This window comes from Bacteroides sp. 90-K9/2 (assembly GCF_047310725.1).
GTDB classification, from domain to species: Bacteria; Bacteroidota; Bacteroidia; order Bacteroidales; family Bacteroidaceae; genus Bacteroides; species Bacteroides vicugnae.
This window is the reverse complement of sequence record NZ_JBCGVL010000005.1, coordinates 1-14698: the sequence shown is the minus strand read 5'-3', so window position 1 is coordinate 14698 and position 14698 is coordinate 1. Positions and strand designations below refer to the sequence as shown.

The window sequence follows — 14698 nt, the reverse complement described above, 5'->3', positions numbered from 1 at the left end:
TAAGTTTTAAGTATTAGCTATGCAGACATATGCCAATGGCTGCGATAATACTTGATACTTAATACTTGTTTCCCAATACTTATTTACATTTTTCTGTTATCAATTACACGTTTCGCTTTACCTACGCTGCGTTCAATGCTGCGAGGCTCTACCAGTTTCACGTTGACTCCCAGTCCGAGTACGCTTTGCAAACGTCCTCCCAGTTTCTTCTTCAAAGCCAGCATTTTGTTGATCTCATCCGAATAGAATTCCGGACGTACTTCAACCTGGAGTTCCATTGTATCGGTATTGTTTTCACGACCCACTATCAACAAATAATGCGGTTCAAACTCTTCCATTTCAAGAATGACTGATTCAATCTGCGTCGGGAATACATTCACACCGCGGATAATCAACATATCATCACTACGTCCCAAAATACGATCCATACGTACCAATGTACGGCCACAGGAGCATTTATCATGATGCAAAGCCGTCAAATCACGCGTACGGTAACGAAGCAACGGCATACCCTCTTTGGTTAAATGAGTGAATACCAGTTCGCCCGTTTGACCGGATTCCACCGGTTGCAATGTATTCGGGTCGATGATTTCCGGGAAGTAATGGTCTTCATTCAAGTGAGTCCCGTGCTGACATTCGCACTCGTACCCGACACCCGGTCCGGCAATCTCACTCAATCCATAAATATCGTATGCTTTGATTCCCAACTTTTCTTCTATCTCATGACGCATATTTTCCGTCCAGGGTTCTGCACCGAAAGCACCGACTTTCAGTTTGAATTCTTCACGTGGTAAACCGGAATCTTTGATAGCATCTGCCAGATAAAGCGCATAGGAAGGAGTACAACAAAGCACTGTCGATCCGAAATCGTGCATCAAGGTTATCTGTTTTTCCGTGTTGCCACTGGACATCGGAATAACAGAAGCACCGATATTTTCGGCTCCTGCATGTGCTCCCAATCCTCCCGTAAACAGTCCGTATCCATAAGATACCTGAAAAATATCAGAACGTCCCGCTCCATAAGCGGTAAAAGCACGCGATATACATTCCGCCCATGAAGCCAAGTCCTTACGGGTATATCCGACAACCGTGGGTTTTCCGGTTGTTCCGGAAGAAGCATGAATACGTACAATCTGGCTCATCGGCACGGCACAAAGTCCGAACGGATAATTATCTCTTAAATCATGTTTCGTGGTAAACGGCAGTTTTACAATATCATCAATCGTATTGATGTCATCGGGAGTAATCCCCATTTCCTGCATCTTCTTTCGATAGAAAGGTGTATTGTGATAGACGTAATCTACAATTTTCTTGAGTCGTATGCTTTGAATCTTGCGAAGACTTTCGCGGTCCATACACTCAATGCTCTCATTCCAAATCATGTGTTTCCGGTATTACTAGTTGTATGAATCTGTTTTTTGATATTAATATGTTGCAAAGTAAAGGATTTATTTGGAAAAATGATTTGTTATCTCGATTATTTTACCGAATATTGCTCCACTTTTTAGGATTTAACTATGAATTATGAACTAACATCAGCTTACAAACCTACCGGAGATCAGCCGGAAGCTATAGCACAACTTACTGAAGGGGTACTTCAGGGAGTTCCCGCACAAACTTTATTGGGAGTGACCGGGTCGGGAAAAACATTTACCATTGCCAATGTGATCGCCAATATCAATAAACCCACCTTGATTTTGAGCCATAACAAAACACTGGCTGCCCAGCTCTACAGTGAGTTTAAAGGATTTTTCCCCAATAATGCGGTAGAATATTACGTTTCTTACTATGATTATTACCAGCCGGAAGCTTATCTGCCGAGCAGTGATACATATATAGAAAAGGACCTCGCCATCAATGACGAAATCGACAAGCTCCGACTCGCTACCACTTCCGCCCTGCTTTCCGGGCGAAAAGACGTGGTAGTGGTTTCTTCGGTATCTTGTATCTACGGTATGGGAAATCCTTCGGACTTCTACAAAAATGTCATCGAAATAGAACGGGGACGGATGATGGACCGCAATGTGTTTCTACGTCGTTTGGTAGACAGTTTGTATGTCCGCAATGATATTGACTTGAACCGTGGAAATTTCCGGGTCAAGGGCGACACGGTGGATATTTATCTGGCTTATACCGACAACCTGCTCCGTATCACCTTCTGGGGAGATGAGATTGACGGTATCGAAGAGGTAGACCCCATCACAGGAGTCACTATCGCGCCATTTGACGCCTATAAGATTTATCCGGCCAACCTGTTCATGACTACCAAAGAGGCTACTCTCCGCGCTATTCATGAAATAGAGGATGATTTGACCAAGCAAGTAGCTTTCTTCGAATCTATCGGCAAAGAATACGAGGCCAAGCGATTGTATGAGCGAGTAACTTACGATATGGAGATGATCCGGGAATTGGGACATTGTTCCGGAATTGAGAATTACTCCCGTTATTTCGACGGCCGTGCTGCCGGTACCCGCCCCTATTGTTTGCTCGATTTCTTTCCGGATGATTTCCTGATCGTTATCGACGAAAGCCACGTAAGCGTACCCCAAATCCGTGCAATGTATGGAGGAGACCGTGCGCGAAAAATCAATCTTGTGGAATATGGTTTCCGATTGCCTGCCGCTATGGACAACCGTCCGTTGAAATTCGAAGAGTTTCAGGAGATGGCAAAACAAGTAATCTACGTCAGTGCTACACCGGCGGATTATGAATTGATTCAATCGGAAGGAATCGTCGTGGAACAGGTGATTCGTCCTACCGGTCTGCTTGATCCTGTCATCGAAGTGCGTCCGAGCCTCAATCAGATTGACGATTTAATGGAAGAAATCCAGCTCCGTATTGAAAAGGAAGAACGCGTACTCGTCACTACACTAACCAAACGAATGGCAGAAGAACTGGCAGAATATCTTCTTAATAATAATGTGAGATGCACCTATATCCATAGCGATGTCGACACACTGGAACGTGTGAAGATTATGGATGATCTCCGGCAAGGAGTTTATGACGTACTTATCGGGGTGAACCTGCTTCGTGAGGGTCTCGACCTTCCGGAAGTGTCTCTCGTCGCTATCCTCGATGCAGACAAAGAAGGATTCCTCCGCTCACACCGTTCGTTGACACAAACTGCGGGACGTGCCGCGCGTAATGTGAACGGTAAGGTAATCATGTATGCTGATAAGATGACGGATAGTATGAAACTGACGATTGATGAAACGAACCGTCGCCGCGAAAAGCAGTTGGCATATAATGAGGCAAACGGAATTACCCCGCAACAGATTAAAAAGGCCAGAAACTTGTCTGTATTCGGCAATGCAAAAGAGGCAGATGAACTGTTAAAAGAAAGATATGCTTATATAGAACCTTCTACTCCGAATATCGCCGCAGATCCGGTAGTGCAGTATATGAGTAAAGCGCAAATGGAAAAGAGTATCGAGCGTACCCGCAAACTGATGCAGGAAGCAGCCAAGAAACTCGAATTTATCGAAGCCGCACAATATCGTGACGAATTATTGAAACTGGAGGACTTGATGAAAGAGAAATGGGGATAAAATTCCCCCATTGTTCACCTATCATAGCCTGATTGTTAAGGGTTGAAACTCTTAACAAACCTGTAACTTCGCATTTAGTCTATTAATTAGTGTTATAAAAACACCTGTTAAGGGCTGATAATTTGCAAAGTTACCGGAATCCCGTATCTTTGCACTGTGTTTTTCATAGTATTAGATTTAAGGTTAACAAAGGTTGGAGCAAGGCGTTGCTCCTTTTTTTATGTCTATAGGCCATCAGCTGGAAAGACATAACGGAAACTCTCTAAAGAATAAATAAGGAGGATTGCAGATATAGACTGATCGTTCATTACGACTGAATCTATCCCTGCAATCCTCCCCATTTTTTATAGTTGGATTACTCCTACTTCAAGTGATGATAAATCAAAGCGCCTTCTCTATGGCATTTTTAATCAACGGTTCCATAATATCATATCCCTCGCTCGTCGGATGAACTCCATCTTTAGTATATTGAGGATTCAAGGCCTGGTTTTCGTCAACCACCATTGCTTTGTAATAATTAACAAACGGAATTTTATTTGCTTTTGCATAAGCCTCTATCCGGTCATTTAAAGATTTAATTTTCTGCGGAGCATCTTTTATTTCCATTCTCCACTTAAATGCTGCAGCAGGCAATACGGAAGTCAAAATTACTTTTATTTTATTTGCTTTCGCCAGTTCCGCCATAGAAACGATGTTTCCGAATGTATAATCTTCATTATAAGCTTGTGTATTTTCAGCGACATCATTTGTTCCGGCATTAATCACCACTAAAGCAGGAGAAAGATTAATCACATCTTCCCGAAAACGTAACAAGAATTGATAGGAAGTCTGCCCACTGATTCCACGGCCAATATAACCGTTTGATTTGAAAAAATCCGGATGAGTCCTTACCCATCCTTCCGTAATGGAATTTCCCATGAAAATAACCCGTTTGTCTTTCTTGGTCGCTTGTGGAAGTGCAGCATTTTCTTTTGAATAACGACGTAGATTAGCAAAATCATTTTTCTGTGCATAGCTTTCTCCTATCGAGAAACTCAAGCAAACAACAGCCAATAATATCCATTGGCCCCATCTTCTTTTATCCATGTTTATATTAAGTATTAGTAATATAATATTTTATGCAAAGATAAAAAAAACTCCATATATAGGCATCCAAAACAACAAATAACCGTTAAGTCGAAGGAGTTTTTTCTTAATCTATGTTATATAACATGCGTTTTTTCTTGGATTATTTGCTAATTCCATAGCAGTCCGTATCTTTGCACTGTGTTTTTCATAGTATTAGATTTAAGGTTAACAAAGGTTGGAGCAAGGCGTTGCTCCTTTTTTTATGTCTATATGCTTGATTTCCTAAAAAAGAATGGTATTTTTGTAAAGTCACAATTATTATCCGAAACATGAAACGCAAACTACTTTATACCACTCTAATAATAGCTATCCTGTGTGTAATCAGCATAATTGTATGTAACAGGACAATCAAGAAACACACAGTCTCCAAACTATATACGGAAGTAAATACTATCCCCTCCAACAATGTAGGATTACTTCTCGGAACTTCTCCCAAGTTGAAAAATGGAAATAACAATTTATATTTCGATTATCGGATTCTTGCAACAGTAGAGTTATATAAAGCCGGGAAAATTAAATATATCCTCATCAGCGGCGATAACCGTAAAGAGGATTACAATGAACCGGAAGAAATGAAGAAAGCACTCATGCAAAAAGGTATTCCTGAAAAATCCATTTATTTAGATTATGCGGGATTCCGGACTCTCGACTCTGTTGTACGTGCCAAAGAAGTGTTTGGACAAAATCATCTGACCATCATCTCCCAACGTTTCCATAACGAACGAGCGATCTATCTTGCAGAGAAAAATGGAATAGACGCCATCGGGTACAACGCCCAAAATGTAAATGCTTATGCCGGACTGAAAACTAACATCCGGGAATTACTCGCAAGAGTCAAAATGTTCATAGATTTAGGAACAGATAAACAACCTCATTTCTTGGGAGAGAAAATCATTATTGAAAACAATAAATGACTAAATATAAAATGCCATGAATAAACACAAAAGATAAAACCTATGAGACATCAACAAAATAAGAAAAAAACAGCCTGGAAGAAAAGTCGCACCTTTGGTGACATTAAAGGAGGAAGAATGCGAATCAAATTAAAGGACAATATAGTGAAAAGAGAACACTCTTTATTAAAACCAACAGAATTTGATAAATGCCCCATTTATATAATGGAAAATCCGTCCAGAGATTTCTATTTTCCAATAACAATAGACCATATTGAAAGTGTATTGAATCAATTACCCGAAAAAGATGTATCATGTATAACACACATATGGCTACGCAAACCTAATTCTAAAGTAAATTGCCAAGGTTATTTTACTACGGGTAGTGGAGTATATGCCATTATATTATATCCATTTCCTAAAAACAACAAAATCTCCATAGGAAAAAGCAAACCCAGTCACAAACTACTGACATGGTATAAAGGCTATGCGTCTGAACCTGTAAAAGAACGAGGTAACTGGTATATTGAATTCACAGAAGAAAGTGCAAGAAGATATTATCTTGAACGTTTATTAATGCATGAAATCGGACATTGTGTCAATACATGGTCAGTTTATAATAAAACAGTAAACTACAAATCAGAAAATAGTGCAGATAATTATGCTTTGAATAATAAACTTGAAATAACTTATTAAATTATGCAACAGCAAATTCAGCTCAACGATCACAACAAGCAGGAATACCCTCCTATGCATACAGCAGAGCATTTACTCAATGCCACCATGGTGAAAACCTTTGGCTGCTCACGTTCTCGCAATGCCCACATCGAAAGGAAAAAGAGCAAATGTGACTATATACTTTCGTCATGTCCGACAGCGGAACAAATCCAGTCTATTGAAGATAAAGTGAACGAGGTTATCAGTCAGAACCTACCTGTGACTGTTGAGTTTATGACTCATGAACAGGCCAAAAACATCGTAGATTTAAGTAAACTACCTGCCGATGCAAGCGAAACTCTTCGCATTGTCCGCATTGGAGATTATGACACCTGCGCCTGCATCGGATTGCATGTATCCAATACTTCTGAAGTGGGTACCTTCAAAATCATTAGTCATGATTATGACGAAGAAAGGCAAACACTAAGAATAAGATTCAAACTGATCGAGAAGAAGTAAACAGGTTATCAAATTAATATCTATCTTATATAAAATAAATAAAAACAGAATACATTTTGTCACCTGTATTGCAAATTTGGCACTATTACAATGACAAATAGACAATTTTAGTCTCCAAAATCTCTTGGCATAAGGTTTGCATTTATAGAAGCGAACAACGGTTCGAGAGCGGACGATGGAAGGCGGGATAACCGATACCATCGGAAGTGAAAACGCCGAAGTTCAAGATTTATTAATTGAATGTTTAACTTAAAGATAGGAGACTAAAATTATGATGCCTGTTAGAAGAACTCAAGGTTGGTTACCAAGTATCTTTAATGATTTCTTTGATAACGATTGGATGGTAAAAGCAAATGCTACTGCACCTGCAATTAATGTTTTGGAAACAGAAAAAGAATACAAAGTGGAATTGGCTGCTCCTGGTATGACGAAGGATGATTTCAATGTTCGCATTGATGAAGACAACAACCTCGTTATCAGCATGGAGAAGAAGACTGAAAACAAGGAGGAAAAGAAAGACGGTCGCTATCTGCGTCGCGAATTCTCATACTCTAAGTTCCAGCAAACAATGATTCTACCGGACAATGTGGACAAAGAAAAAATTGCTGCATCTGTAGAACATGGCGTTTTAAACATCGAACTTCCTAAACTCTCTGAAGAAGAAGTGAAGAAGCCAAATCGGCAAATCGAAATAAAGTAATACGGTAACCACTTGCTGTTCACCGGAAGCGGTGATGAGAAGTAATAAAACAGCTCTTTCCCTGAAAGGGAAACGAGCTGTTTTTATATTATTATTGCAGACAACGCCTCCTTATCGCCCTTAGTTATTCTTCCGATAACTAATCACTGCCCAACTATTAAACACTACTGCAAAAAACAACAATACTCCAAACTGCGGCAGTAAATCAAAGAAACCACTCCCCTTCAAATACACCATTCGCATCACTTCCATAAAATACCTCAAAGGATTGAGCCTGGTAATTAGTTGAGCCCATTCCGGCATACTGCTAATAGGAGTAAACAAACCACTCATCAAAATTACAACCAACAAACAGAACCACATAACAAACATAGATTGTTGCATCGTTGCCGAGTAGTTGGAAATAACAAGTCCGAAACCGGACATTACCAAAACGAAAAGAACTGCGAAAAAGTAAATCAATAGAAAATGACCGACTGGCACTATGCCATAAATTAACCAAGCTAATATGAAACATACAGTCAGCACGACAAAACCAATCAACCAGTAAGGCAAGAGCTTTGCCAAAATAAAGACAAATTTCGAAACCGGAGTCACATTAATCTGCTCGATTGTTCCTACTTCCTTCTCACTAACTATATTCAATGCAGGTAAGAAACCACAAATCAGAGTCAATAACATGACCATCAATGCCGGAATCATATAGAGTTTATAATTCAGATTCGGATTAAACACCCCTTGCGTATCAATGCCTATCGAAGGGAAAGCACCGGAGACTGTAGCAGTCGCAGGATATTCAGAACGCAGTTCGGCTGCATAATCATTAACAATAGAAGATAGATACGAACTCCCCAGCCCTCCTTTTGTTCCATTCACGGCATTGGCTGCTATCAGTATGTGGGTATCTTCTCCATTCATCCAATCCCGTTCCAGATGCCTCGGAATTTCCATCACAATATCCGCCGTTCCAATTTCAATATTCCGTAGACCTTCTTCATACGAAGCCGGCACTTCCACCAGACGGAAATAGGTAGAGGCGGCAATCTTATTGACCAAACGTTGTGAAATAGCCGAATGGTCATTATCCACAATATTCAGCTGTATATTCTTGATTTCCAGATTTACCGCCCAAGGCATCAGCAGCATAATCATGCATGGAAATACAAGAATCAATTTCGGAAGAAACGAATTGCGAAGCAATTGTTTAAACTCTTTTTCTATCAGGAACTTTATCATAAATAATCTTCCATTTATCAATCTGCCCATTAGCACACTTGTATAATATTCATACAATCAATTGGCATATCGACATATTATTCCAATCTATACTTAAATTTCTTGATACTGATCGTAATAAGTACCGCCGCCATCAATAACAAGATACCAATCTCTTTATACACCAATGCAACTGGTACTCCTTCAATCATCAGTTTACGCACAGCCTGTATATACCAACGTGCTGGAAGTATATCCGAAATCCATTGAAGTATCACCGGCATACTCTCTATAGGGAAAATCATACCCGATAGAAGCATCGTGGGCATCATCAGCATCAATCCGGAAACCAGCATGGCGGCAACCTGTGTACGTGTGACTGATGAAATCAATAAGCCCAATGCCAAGGATACGAAGATAAACAGCAAAGATACCGTGATTAACCAGAACAAACTTCCTACCACCGGAACATCCAATACAAAGACCGAAAGCAAAAGGATCGTTATCAGATTGACGAACGACAGCACAAAATAAGGTACAGCCTTTGCCAAAATAATAAATAGCGGCTTCACAGGTGAAACTAATAATACTTCCATCGTGCCTGTTTCTTTCTCACGAACAATGGAAATCGAGGTCATCATGGCGCAAATCAGCATCAGTATCAAGCCCATCACTCCCGGAACAAAGTTATAAGCACTCTTCATCTGCGGGTTGTAGAGCAATTTGATATCAGGAGTCAGGCGGGCAGCCGACATATTCGGGGGAATCATCTCCTGGCCTACCATAGAAACGATTCCTGTCGCATAATTAACTTGCGAAGTCGACATATTGGGATCTGTTGCATCTACTATCAGCTGTACACGAGCATCACCCGTATAGAGATCATCCGCAAACCGTTCGCTAAAGACAATCGCCATATCAACTTCATTCTTTAAGAAAGCAGCTTCCATTTCCCGGGGCGAATGAAAACGTGCAGTAACGGTGAAATACTCACTGGCATCCAAACGATCAATTATTTTTCGTGTTGCCACATCATTCGAAGGATCGAGTACCGCCAACCGAACATTTTTCACTTCCGTAGTGATAGCAAAACCGAATAAAATAATTTGCACGACCGGCATCCCCAACAAAATCAACATGGTTCGCCGGTCACGGAAAATATGATAAAACTCTTTCTTTATAAAAGCTATAAACTGTCTCATAATCAATCTGCTTTGCGCACCGCACCGCGGGCTAATTTCTGAAAAACGTCATCCATCGTTTCCGCACCGAATTGTTGTTTCAGACGGGCAGGTGTATCAAGTGCTTTTATCTGACCGTCTACCATGATAGATATCCGGTTGCAATATTCCGCTTCATCCATATAATGGGTAGTGACAAATACGGTAATACCCTGATCGGCTGCCTGATAGATCAATTCCCAGAACTGCCTTCTCGTAGCAGGGTCTACTCCGCCGGTCGGCTCATCCAGAAAAACGATTCTCGGTTCATGGAATATTGATACTGAAAAAGCCAATTTCTGTTTCCATCCCACCGGAAGGCTCTTCACCAGAGTATCCCGTTCGGCTGTAAGCTCCAAACGATCCAACAATTCTTCTGTCTTCCGTTCTATCTCCTGTTCCTTCATGCCATAAATTCCGGCAAACAGACGGATATTCTCCCACACTTTCAGGTCTTCATATAGCGAAAACTTTTGGCTCATATAGCCGATATTTTTCTTTACTTGTTCGGCCTCCCGGTAAATGTCATATCCTGCCACCTTTCCGATGCCTGATGTCGGTTTACTTAATCCGCAAAGCATACGCATAGCTGTCGTCTTTCCTGCTCCATTAGCACCCAGAAAGCCAAATATCTCGCCCCGGTTCACCTGAAAGGAGATATGATCTACTGCGGTAAAATCTCCAAAACACTTTGTCAACTGCTTCACTTCAATGACCGGAGCTACTTCATGCTTCACTTCCTCCCGCTCCAAGGAAGGAGGGCAAAGGATAGACGCAAATTGATGAAGAATACGTTCGGGAGTATCAATGCCATGAATCTGTCCATGATTGATGAAAGCAATCCGGTCACATTGCCGAGCCTCATCCATAATGGGAGTAGAAACGACAATGGTAATACCCTGTTCACGCAAATTTCGGAGCATTTGCCAAAATTCCTTACGTGACACAGGATCCACTCCGGTAGTGGGTTCATCCAGAAATAAAATATCCGGTTTATGAATCAAAGCGCAGCTCAATGCCAGTTTCTGCTTCATACCACCTGACAAAGCTCCTGCCCTTCTTTTCCTGAACGGTTCTATCTGCTGATAGATATCTTTAATTAAATCATAATTCTCCTGAACTGTCGTATGGAACACGGTAGCAAAAAACTCCAGATTCTCTTCTACAGAAAGATCCTGGTAAAGTGAAAAACGACCGGGCATATATCCCACTTTCGTACGAATCTGTTTATAATCCGCTACCACATCCAGTCCGGTAACCATGGCCGTTCCTTTATCCGCCAGCAACAAAGTAGTCAGAATACGGAATAAGGTACTCTTACCGGCACCGTCAGGCCCTATCAGGCCAAAGATTTCTCCCCGTTCCACAACGAAAGAAACTTCTTTCAGCGCCTCCACCTTTCCATAGTTCTTGCCGACTTCTTTCACAACCACTATGGGTTCTCCCTTTTCCATCTCCTTGCGTTTAATTTTTAATCATTAATTTTTCAATGTCACTCCTCCGTACATACCAATCTTCAATGCTCCGTCATTCTTCACGGCAATTTTCACTGCATATACCAGATTAGCACGTTCATTTTTCGTCAAAATCGTTTTGGGAGTGAACTCCGAACGGTCGGAAATCCATGTCACTACCCCCGGATAAGCTTTCTGCTCCGAGTTTCCATAATCAGCATACACAGTTACCTTATCTCCCAATTTCACTTGCGACAACTGTTCGGAGGTAATGTAAGCCCTCAAATACATGCGATCCACTTCAGCCACTTTAAACAAAGGTTTGCCTATTGCCGCCAATTCACCGGCTTCTGCATATTTTGCCAATACTGTACCTTCGATAGGCGACTGGACATGACATTTAGCTAACTGATCCTCCATCTGTGCAACCTGTATGGCAACCGAATTTCCTTGTTCTATCAGGCTATTTGTACTATTCTGCAATGATGATTCCTGTGCGACAAGCTGCCTTTCAAGCAATTTGACTTGTGCATCCCAATCGTCCAGCTGTTTCTGATTCGCCGCTCCTGCAGCAAGCAGATTTTCCACGCGTTTCTTTTCACGTTCAGCCGTTGCTATTTGCTGTTTGGTAGCAGCTATCTGTTTAGCAAGATCCGGACGTTGGCTTTCCACTGATTTCATATTGGCTTCCAGTTGTAGTTTCTTCAAATACAATTGCACCGTATCCACCAGTCCAATCTCCTCACCTGCTTTCAGCCTTGTCCCCTCTTCTACCTCCAGTCGCAACAACTTTCCGGCAGCTTCGGCAGAGACTATCACTTCCGTGGCTTCAAACGTACCGGTTGCATCATAGCTGGGTATTCCCTTACCACAAGCAGCCAACATTATCAATGCCACTCCATACATTCCTATTTTTGTCATTCGTTCCATATCTAAAGAAGTTATATTAATCATTCGTAGTATATTTCAATTGATAAATTCCCATTAACCGTTGAATTTCATGCAACGCTTTCGACTGACGTGCCAAACTCTCATTGGTCAATTCCCGAAGCATCTCGGTCACCGTCAATGTTCCATTCGCCACTTTGGCTTCTGCCGATTTACGAATATTGGTACGCAAACGGATAATCTCATCATCATCCTGCATTTGCTTTTCCAATGATTGGATAGCCTGATCCTGTTGTGTCATCTCCAATCTTGTATTAAAAAGAAATACATCCCGGTTATTATCCAATTGCCGGCGTTTATTTTCAATTACCTTCCGGTCATTCTTCAAGGTGTATAAACTACCGAAATTCCATGAAAGGCGAACACCCGCAATATAGTAAGGAGAAAATTCATTTTTCAGCATATTCAGTCCGGGGTTTCCATAGGCTCCCTGCACAAACAATCCGAACTGTGGAAGATGACGCACATTCAAAGCTTTCTCCTGTACTTGTAATCCGACTCCTTGCGCATTAAACAAAGACAATTCCGGGCGACGAATCTCACTGACAGCCGAAACCTCATCTTGAGGAACAGGTTTCTCCAAAACCGTTTCCTGTGGCAACTTCTCTCCTACCAGAAGTGAAAGCATCTTCAAATATGCCATACGCGATGAAACCAGTTCTACTCTTTTCTGCTTTGTGTTCAGCTGTTCCACTTTCACAGCATCCAAATCGGCCTGATTGGCAATGCCATTTTCTACGTAGGCAGCAATCTGGCGATAATTTCTCTCCAGTTCATCTTGCAACAATGCATTCTGTTTCAACTGCTCATCCAACAAAAGAATTCCAAAATAAAGGTCATTTACACGACTATTCAGCGCATACATATCCACATTCAGCTTTTCTTTCTCTATCTCCGCTTCCGCAGTCGTTTGTTTCTTCTGCATCCGGATTCCTCCGCCATCCCAGATTTTCTGTTGTAACTCCAACATCACCTGATACTGATCTTTTGGCAGTCCTTTCAAATCCACTCCGGGGAGCTTCACCGGAATTTCTGTTACCTCACTCTGATAAGAAGCTTTAGCCGAAAGGGCAAGCTGTGGCAAATATCCTTTTGCCGCATTCTCAAGATTATATTCCTTTGTTTTCTCCACCAGACCATACTGATGTACCAACGGATAATTTTCCTGCGTCTTCCGTTGGCATTCTTCCAACGTTATCTGCGCATTTATTCCCGATACAAACAATAAAAAGGAGAAACTGAAAAACATTCTTTTCATACACATCATTTCTTTAATTTCTTCAAAAGACAAAGATAGAGATTTCAAAGATACATTCACATTCCGATAGTTAGTAAAAATATCCCAATAGTTCGATAAAGAGAAAGAATAAAAGGCTATTTGCTGATTTTTATTATCTTTGACGGAAAAAACAGATAGAGATGGAAAAGAAAATACCATTGAATATAGGTCTCGAAATCTTAGAAAATCCGGATGTCGTCCGACATAACGAATTCCGTTACATATCTCCGCATTTTGGATTCGTAAATAGCTTCGCCCAATTAGAATCCAATCTTATCATACTGGGCCAGCCTTATCGTATCAAAGAAGGACGCATCGCAGTCATCAAACAGGGATATGCACGCGTTTTAATCAACCTGATAGAAGAAACCTTTCAGCGGGACAAGCTACTATTAATTGTTCCGAATTCCATTCTTCAGATTATAGAAGTCTCTCCGGATTTTGATATGCAGATGGTAGCCATGGACGCAGAATTTCTTTCTATAGCCGGAAAAGACAATTTCTTCACTCATCTTTCACAGTTACAGAAAAACCTCATATTATCTCTGACCTCACATGAGTACGACTTGTTTAAGAGTTACTTTGCTTTAATACGGAATATATTACAAGAACCGACATTCCGACGGGAAGCTATTCAATATCTACTGATCAGTATTCTGTGCAATATAGAATATCTTGTCAAAAACAGCAATCAAAAAGAACAGAGCTGCCAGACACATCAGGAAGAGATTTTCCAGCGTTTCATTTCTTTAGTCAATGCTTATAGCAAGAGAGAACGTAATGTTAGTTTTTATGCGGATAAGCTATGTCTCACTCCCCGCTATCTTAACACTATCATCCGCCAAACCAGTCAACAAACAGTAATGGACTGGATAAACCAGTCCATTATATTAGAAGCTAAAGTATTGCTAAAACATAGCAATCTGCTTGTTTATCAAATTTCTGATGAATTGAACTTCCCTAATCCTTCTTTTTTCTCGAAGTTCTTTAAGCGAATGACAGGAATGACACCACATGAATATCAATTCTCGAAATAAAATTTATTTCGAGAATTCCTTAATTCTTTGCTCTTTTTGTGGGGTGGTTCCTTTGAATGAGGCTGTAGCGACTGCAGGGGGGCTACTTGTATAACAGAAA

Annotated in this window: 13 protein-coding genes; 6 read left to right on the top strand and 7 right to left on the bottom strand. The window is 41.0% G+C overall.

The genetic code is table 11. The features are described 5' to 3' along the window. Positions 1 to 83 precede the first annotated feature (83 nt). Entirely contained in the window at positions 84 to 1382 is a 1299-nt protein-coding gene (locus AAHJ11_RS12895) for a phenylacetate--CoA ligase family protein (protein ID WP_074558373.1), read from the bottom strand. A gap of 135 nt (positions 1383 to 1517) precedes the next feature. Here AAHJ11_RS12895 and uvrB point away from each other — a divergent pair, with 135 nt between their 5' ends. Further along, the gene (uvrB, locus tag AAHJ11_RS12890; RefSeq protein WP_320979307.1) at positions 1518 to 3548 is read left to right on the top strand and encodes an excinuclease ABC subunit UvrB; all 2031 of its coding nucleotides are present in this window, start codon (positions 1518 to 1520) and stop codon (positions 3546 to 3548) included. Between the two features lie 381 nt (positions 3549 to 3929). On the opposite strand, the gene AAHJ11_RS12885 is transcribed toward uvrB, so the two are convergent. Continuing rightward, complete coding sequence (locus AAHJ11_RS12885; RefSeq protein WP_074558376.1) at positions 3930 to 4634, bottom strand: SGNH/GDSL hydrolase family protein; 705 nt, start codon at positions 4632 to 4634, stop codon at positions 3930 to 3932. Positions 4635 to 4945: 311 nt separating this feature from the next. On the opposite strand from AAHJ11_RS12885, the gene AAHJ11_RS12880 reads away from it, so the two are divergent. The 4 genes from AAHJ11_RS12880 to AAHJ11_RS12865 all read left to right on the top strand — a co-directional run bounded on the left by AAHJ11_RS12880 (position 4946) and on the right by AAHJ11_RS12865 (position 7445). Further along, positions 4946 to 5590 (top strand): vancomycin high temperature exclusion protein, encoded by a 645-nt coding sequence (locus AAHJ11_RS12880; protein WP_320979306.1) that lies wholly within the window; start codon positions 4946 to 4948, stop codon positions 5588 to 5590. 42 nt (positions 5591 to 5632) lie between these two features. Next, positions 5633 to 6265 carry a hypothetical protein gene (locus tag AAHJ11_RS12875; RefSeq protein WP_074558378.1) on the top strand — a complete coding sequence of 211 codons (633 nt, stop codon included), beginning with the start codon at positions 5633 to 5635 and terminating at the stop codon, positions 6263 to 6265. Positions 6266 to 6268: 3 nt separating this feature from the next. Beyond that, positions 6269 to 6745, top strand: coding sequence for a hypothetical protein (locus AAHJ11_RS12870; protein WP_320979305.1), 477 nt, complete (start codon positions 6269 to 6271; stop codon positions 6743 to 6745). A gap of 271 nt (positions 6746 to 7016) precedes the next feature. Further along, positions 7017 to 7445 (top strand): Hsp20/alpha crystallin family protein, encoded by a 429-nt coding sequence (locus AAHJ11_RS12865; RefSeq protein WP_139164968.1) that lies wholly within the window; start codon positions 7017 to 7019, stop codon positions 7443 to 7445. 120 nt (positions 7446 to 7565) lie between these two features. On the opposite strand, the gene AAHJ11_RS12860 is transcribed toward AAHJ11_RS12865, so the two are convergent. From AAHJ11_RS12860 to AAHJ11_RS12840, 5 genes are all read right to left on the bottom strand, one after another. Further along, the gene (locus AAHJ11_RS12860; protein ID WP_320979311.1) at positions 7566 to 8681 is read right to left on the bottom strand and encodes an ABC transporter permease; all 1116 of its coding nucleotides are present in this window, start codon (positions 8679 to 8681) and stop codon (positions 7566 to 7568) included. 77 nt (positions 8682 to 8758) lie between these two features. After that, positions 8759 to 9862 carry an ABC transporter permease gene (locus AAHJ11_RS12855; protein ID WP_148367484.1) on the bottom strand — a complete coding sequence of 368 codons (1104 nt, stop codon included), beginning with the start codon at positions 9860 to 9862 and terminating at the stop codon, positions 8759 to 8761. A 2-nt stretch (positions 9863 to 9864) separates the two neighbouring features. Continuing rightward, a complete protein-coding gene (locus AAHJ11_RS12850; RefSeq protein WP_099146955.1) occupies positions 9865 to 11334 on the bottom strand; it encodes an ATP-binding cassette domain-containing protein in 1470 nt (489 codons plus the stop codon). Between the two features lie 24 nt (positions 11335 to 11358). Beyond that, entirely contained in the window at positions 11359 to 12264 is a 906-nt protein-coding gene (locus tag AAHJ11_RS12845; RefSeq protein WP_234133515.1) for an HlyD family secretion protein, read from the bottom strand. Positions 12265 to 12280: 16 nt separating this feature from the next. Next, complete coding sequence (locus AAHJ11_RS12840) at positions 12281 to 13540, bottom strand: TolC family protein (RefSeq protein WP_234133513.1); 1260 nt, start codon at positions 13538 to 13540, stop codon at positions 12281 to 12283. A gap of 161 nt (positions 13541 to 13701) precedes the next feature. Here AAHJ11_RS12840 and AAHJ11_RS12835 point away from each other — a divergent pair, with 161 nt between their 5' ends. Next, positions 13702 to 14598 carry a helix-turn-helix domain-containing protein gene (locus tag AAHJ11_RS12835; protein ID WP_413579598.1) on the top strand — a complete coding sequence of 299 codons (897 nt, stop codon included), beginning with the start codon at positions 13702 to 13704 and terminating at the stop codon, positions 14596 to 14598. The last annotated feature ends 100 nt before the right edge of the window (positions 14599 to 14698 follow it).

Excerpts from the sequence above, each read along its gene's own strand:
- AAHJ11_RS12895 (WP_074558373.1), bottom strand. The coding sequence starts at position 1,382 with ATGATTTGGAATGAGAGCATTGAGTGTATGGACCGCGAAAGTCTTCGC.
- uvrB (WP_320979307.1), top strand. The coding sequence starts at position 1,518 with ATGAATTATGAACTAACATCAGCTTACAAACCTACCGGAGATCAGCCG.
- AAHJ11_RS12885 (WP_074558376.1), bottom strand. The coding sequence starts at position 4,634 with ATGGATAAAAGAAGATGGGGCCAATGGATATTATTGGCTGTTGTTTGC.
- AAHJ11_RS12880 (WP_320979306.1), top strand. The coding sequence starts at position 4,946 with ATGAAACGCAAACTACTTTATACCACTCTAATAATAGCTATCCTGTGT.
- AAHJ11_RS12875 (WP_074558378.1), top strand. The coding sequence starts at position 5,633 with ATGAGACATCAACAAAATAAGAAAAAAACAGCCTGGAAGAAAAGTCGC.
- AAHJ11_RS12870 (WP_320979305.1), top strand. The coding sequence starts at position 6,269 with ATGCAACAGCAAATTCAGCTCAACGATCACAACAAGCAGGAATACCCT.
- AAHJ11_RS12865 (WP_139164968.1), top strand. The coding sequence starts at position 7,017 with ATGATGCCTGTTAGAAGAACTCAAGGTTGGTTACCAAGTATCTTTAAT.
- AAHJ11_RS12860 (WP_320979311.1), bottom strand. The coding sequence starts at position 8,681 with ATGATAAAGTTCCTGATAGAAAAAGAGTTTAAACAATTGCTTCGCAAT.
- AAHJ11_RS12855 (WP_148367484.1), bottom strand. The coding sequence starts at position 9,862 with ATGAGACAGTTTATAGCTTTTATAAAGAAAGAGTTTTATCATATTTTC.
- AAHJ11_RS12850 (WP_099146955.1), bottom strand. The coding sequence starts at position 11,334 with ATGGAAAAGGGAGAACCCATAGTGGTTGTGAAAGAAGTCGGCAAGAAC.
- AAHJ11_RS12845 (WP_234133515.1), bottom strand. The coding sequence starts at position 12,264 with ATGGAACGAATGACAAAAATAGGAATGTATGGAGTGGCATTGATAATG.
- AAHJ11_RS12840 (WP_234133513.1), bottom strand. The coding sequence starts at position 13,540 with ATGAAAAGAATGTTTTTCAGTTTCTCCTTTTTATTGTTTGTATCGGGA.
- AAHJ11_RS12835 (WP_413579598.1), top strand. The coding sequence starts at position 13,702 with ATGGAAAAGAAAATACCATTGAATATAGGTCTCGAAATCTTAGAAAAT.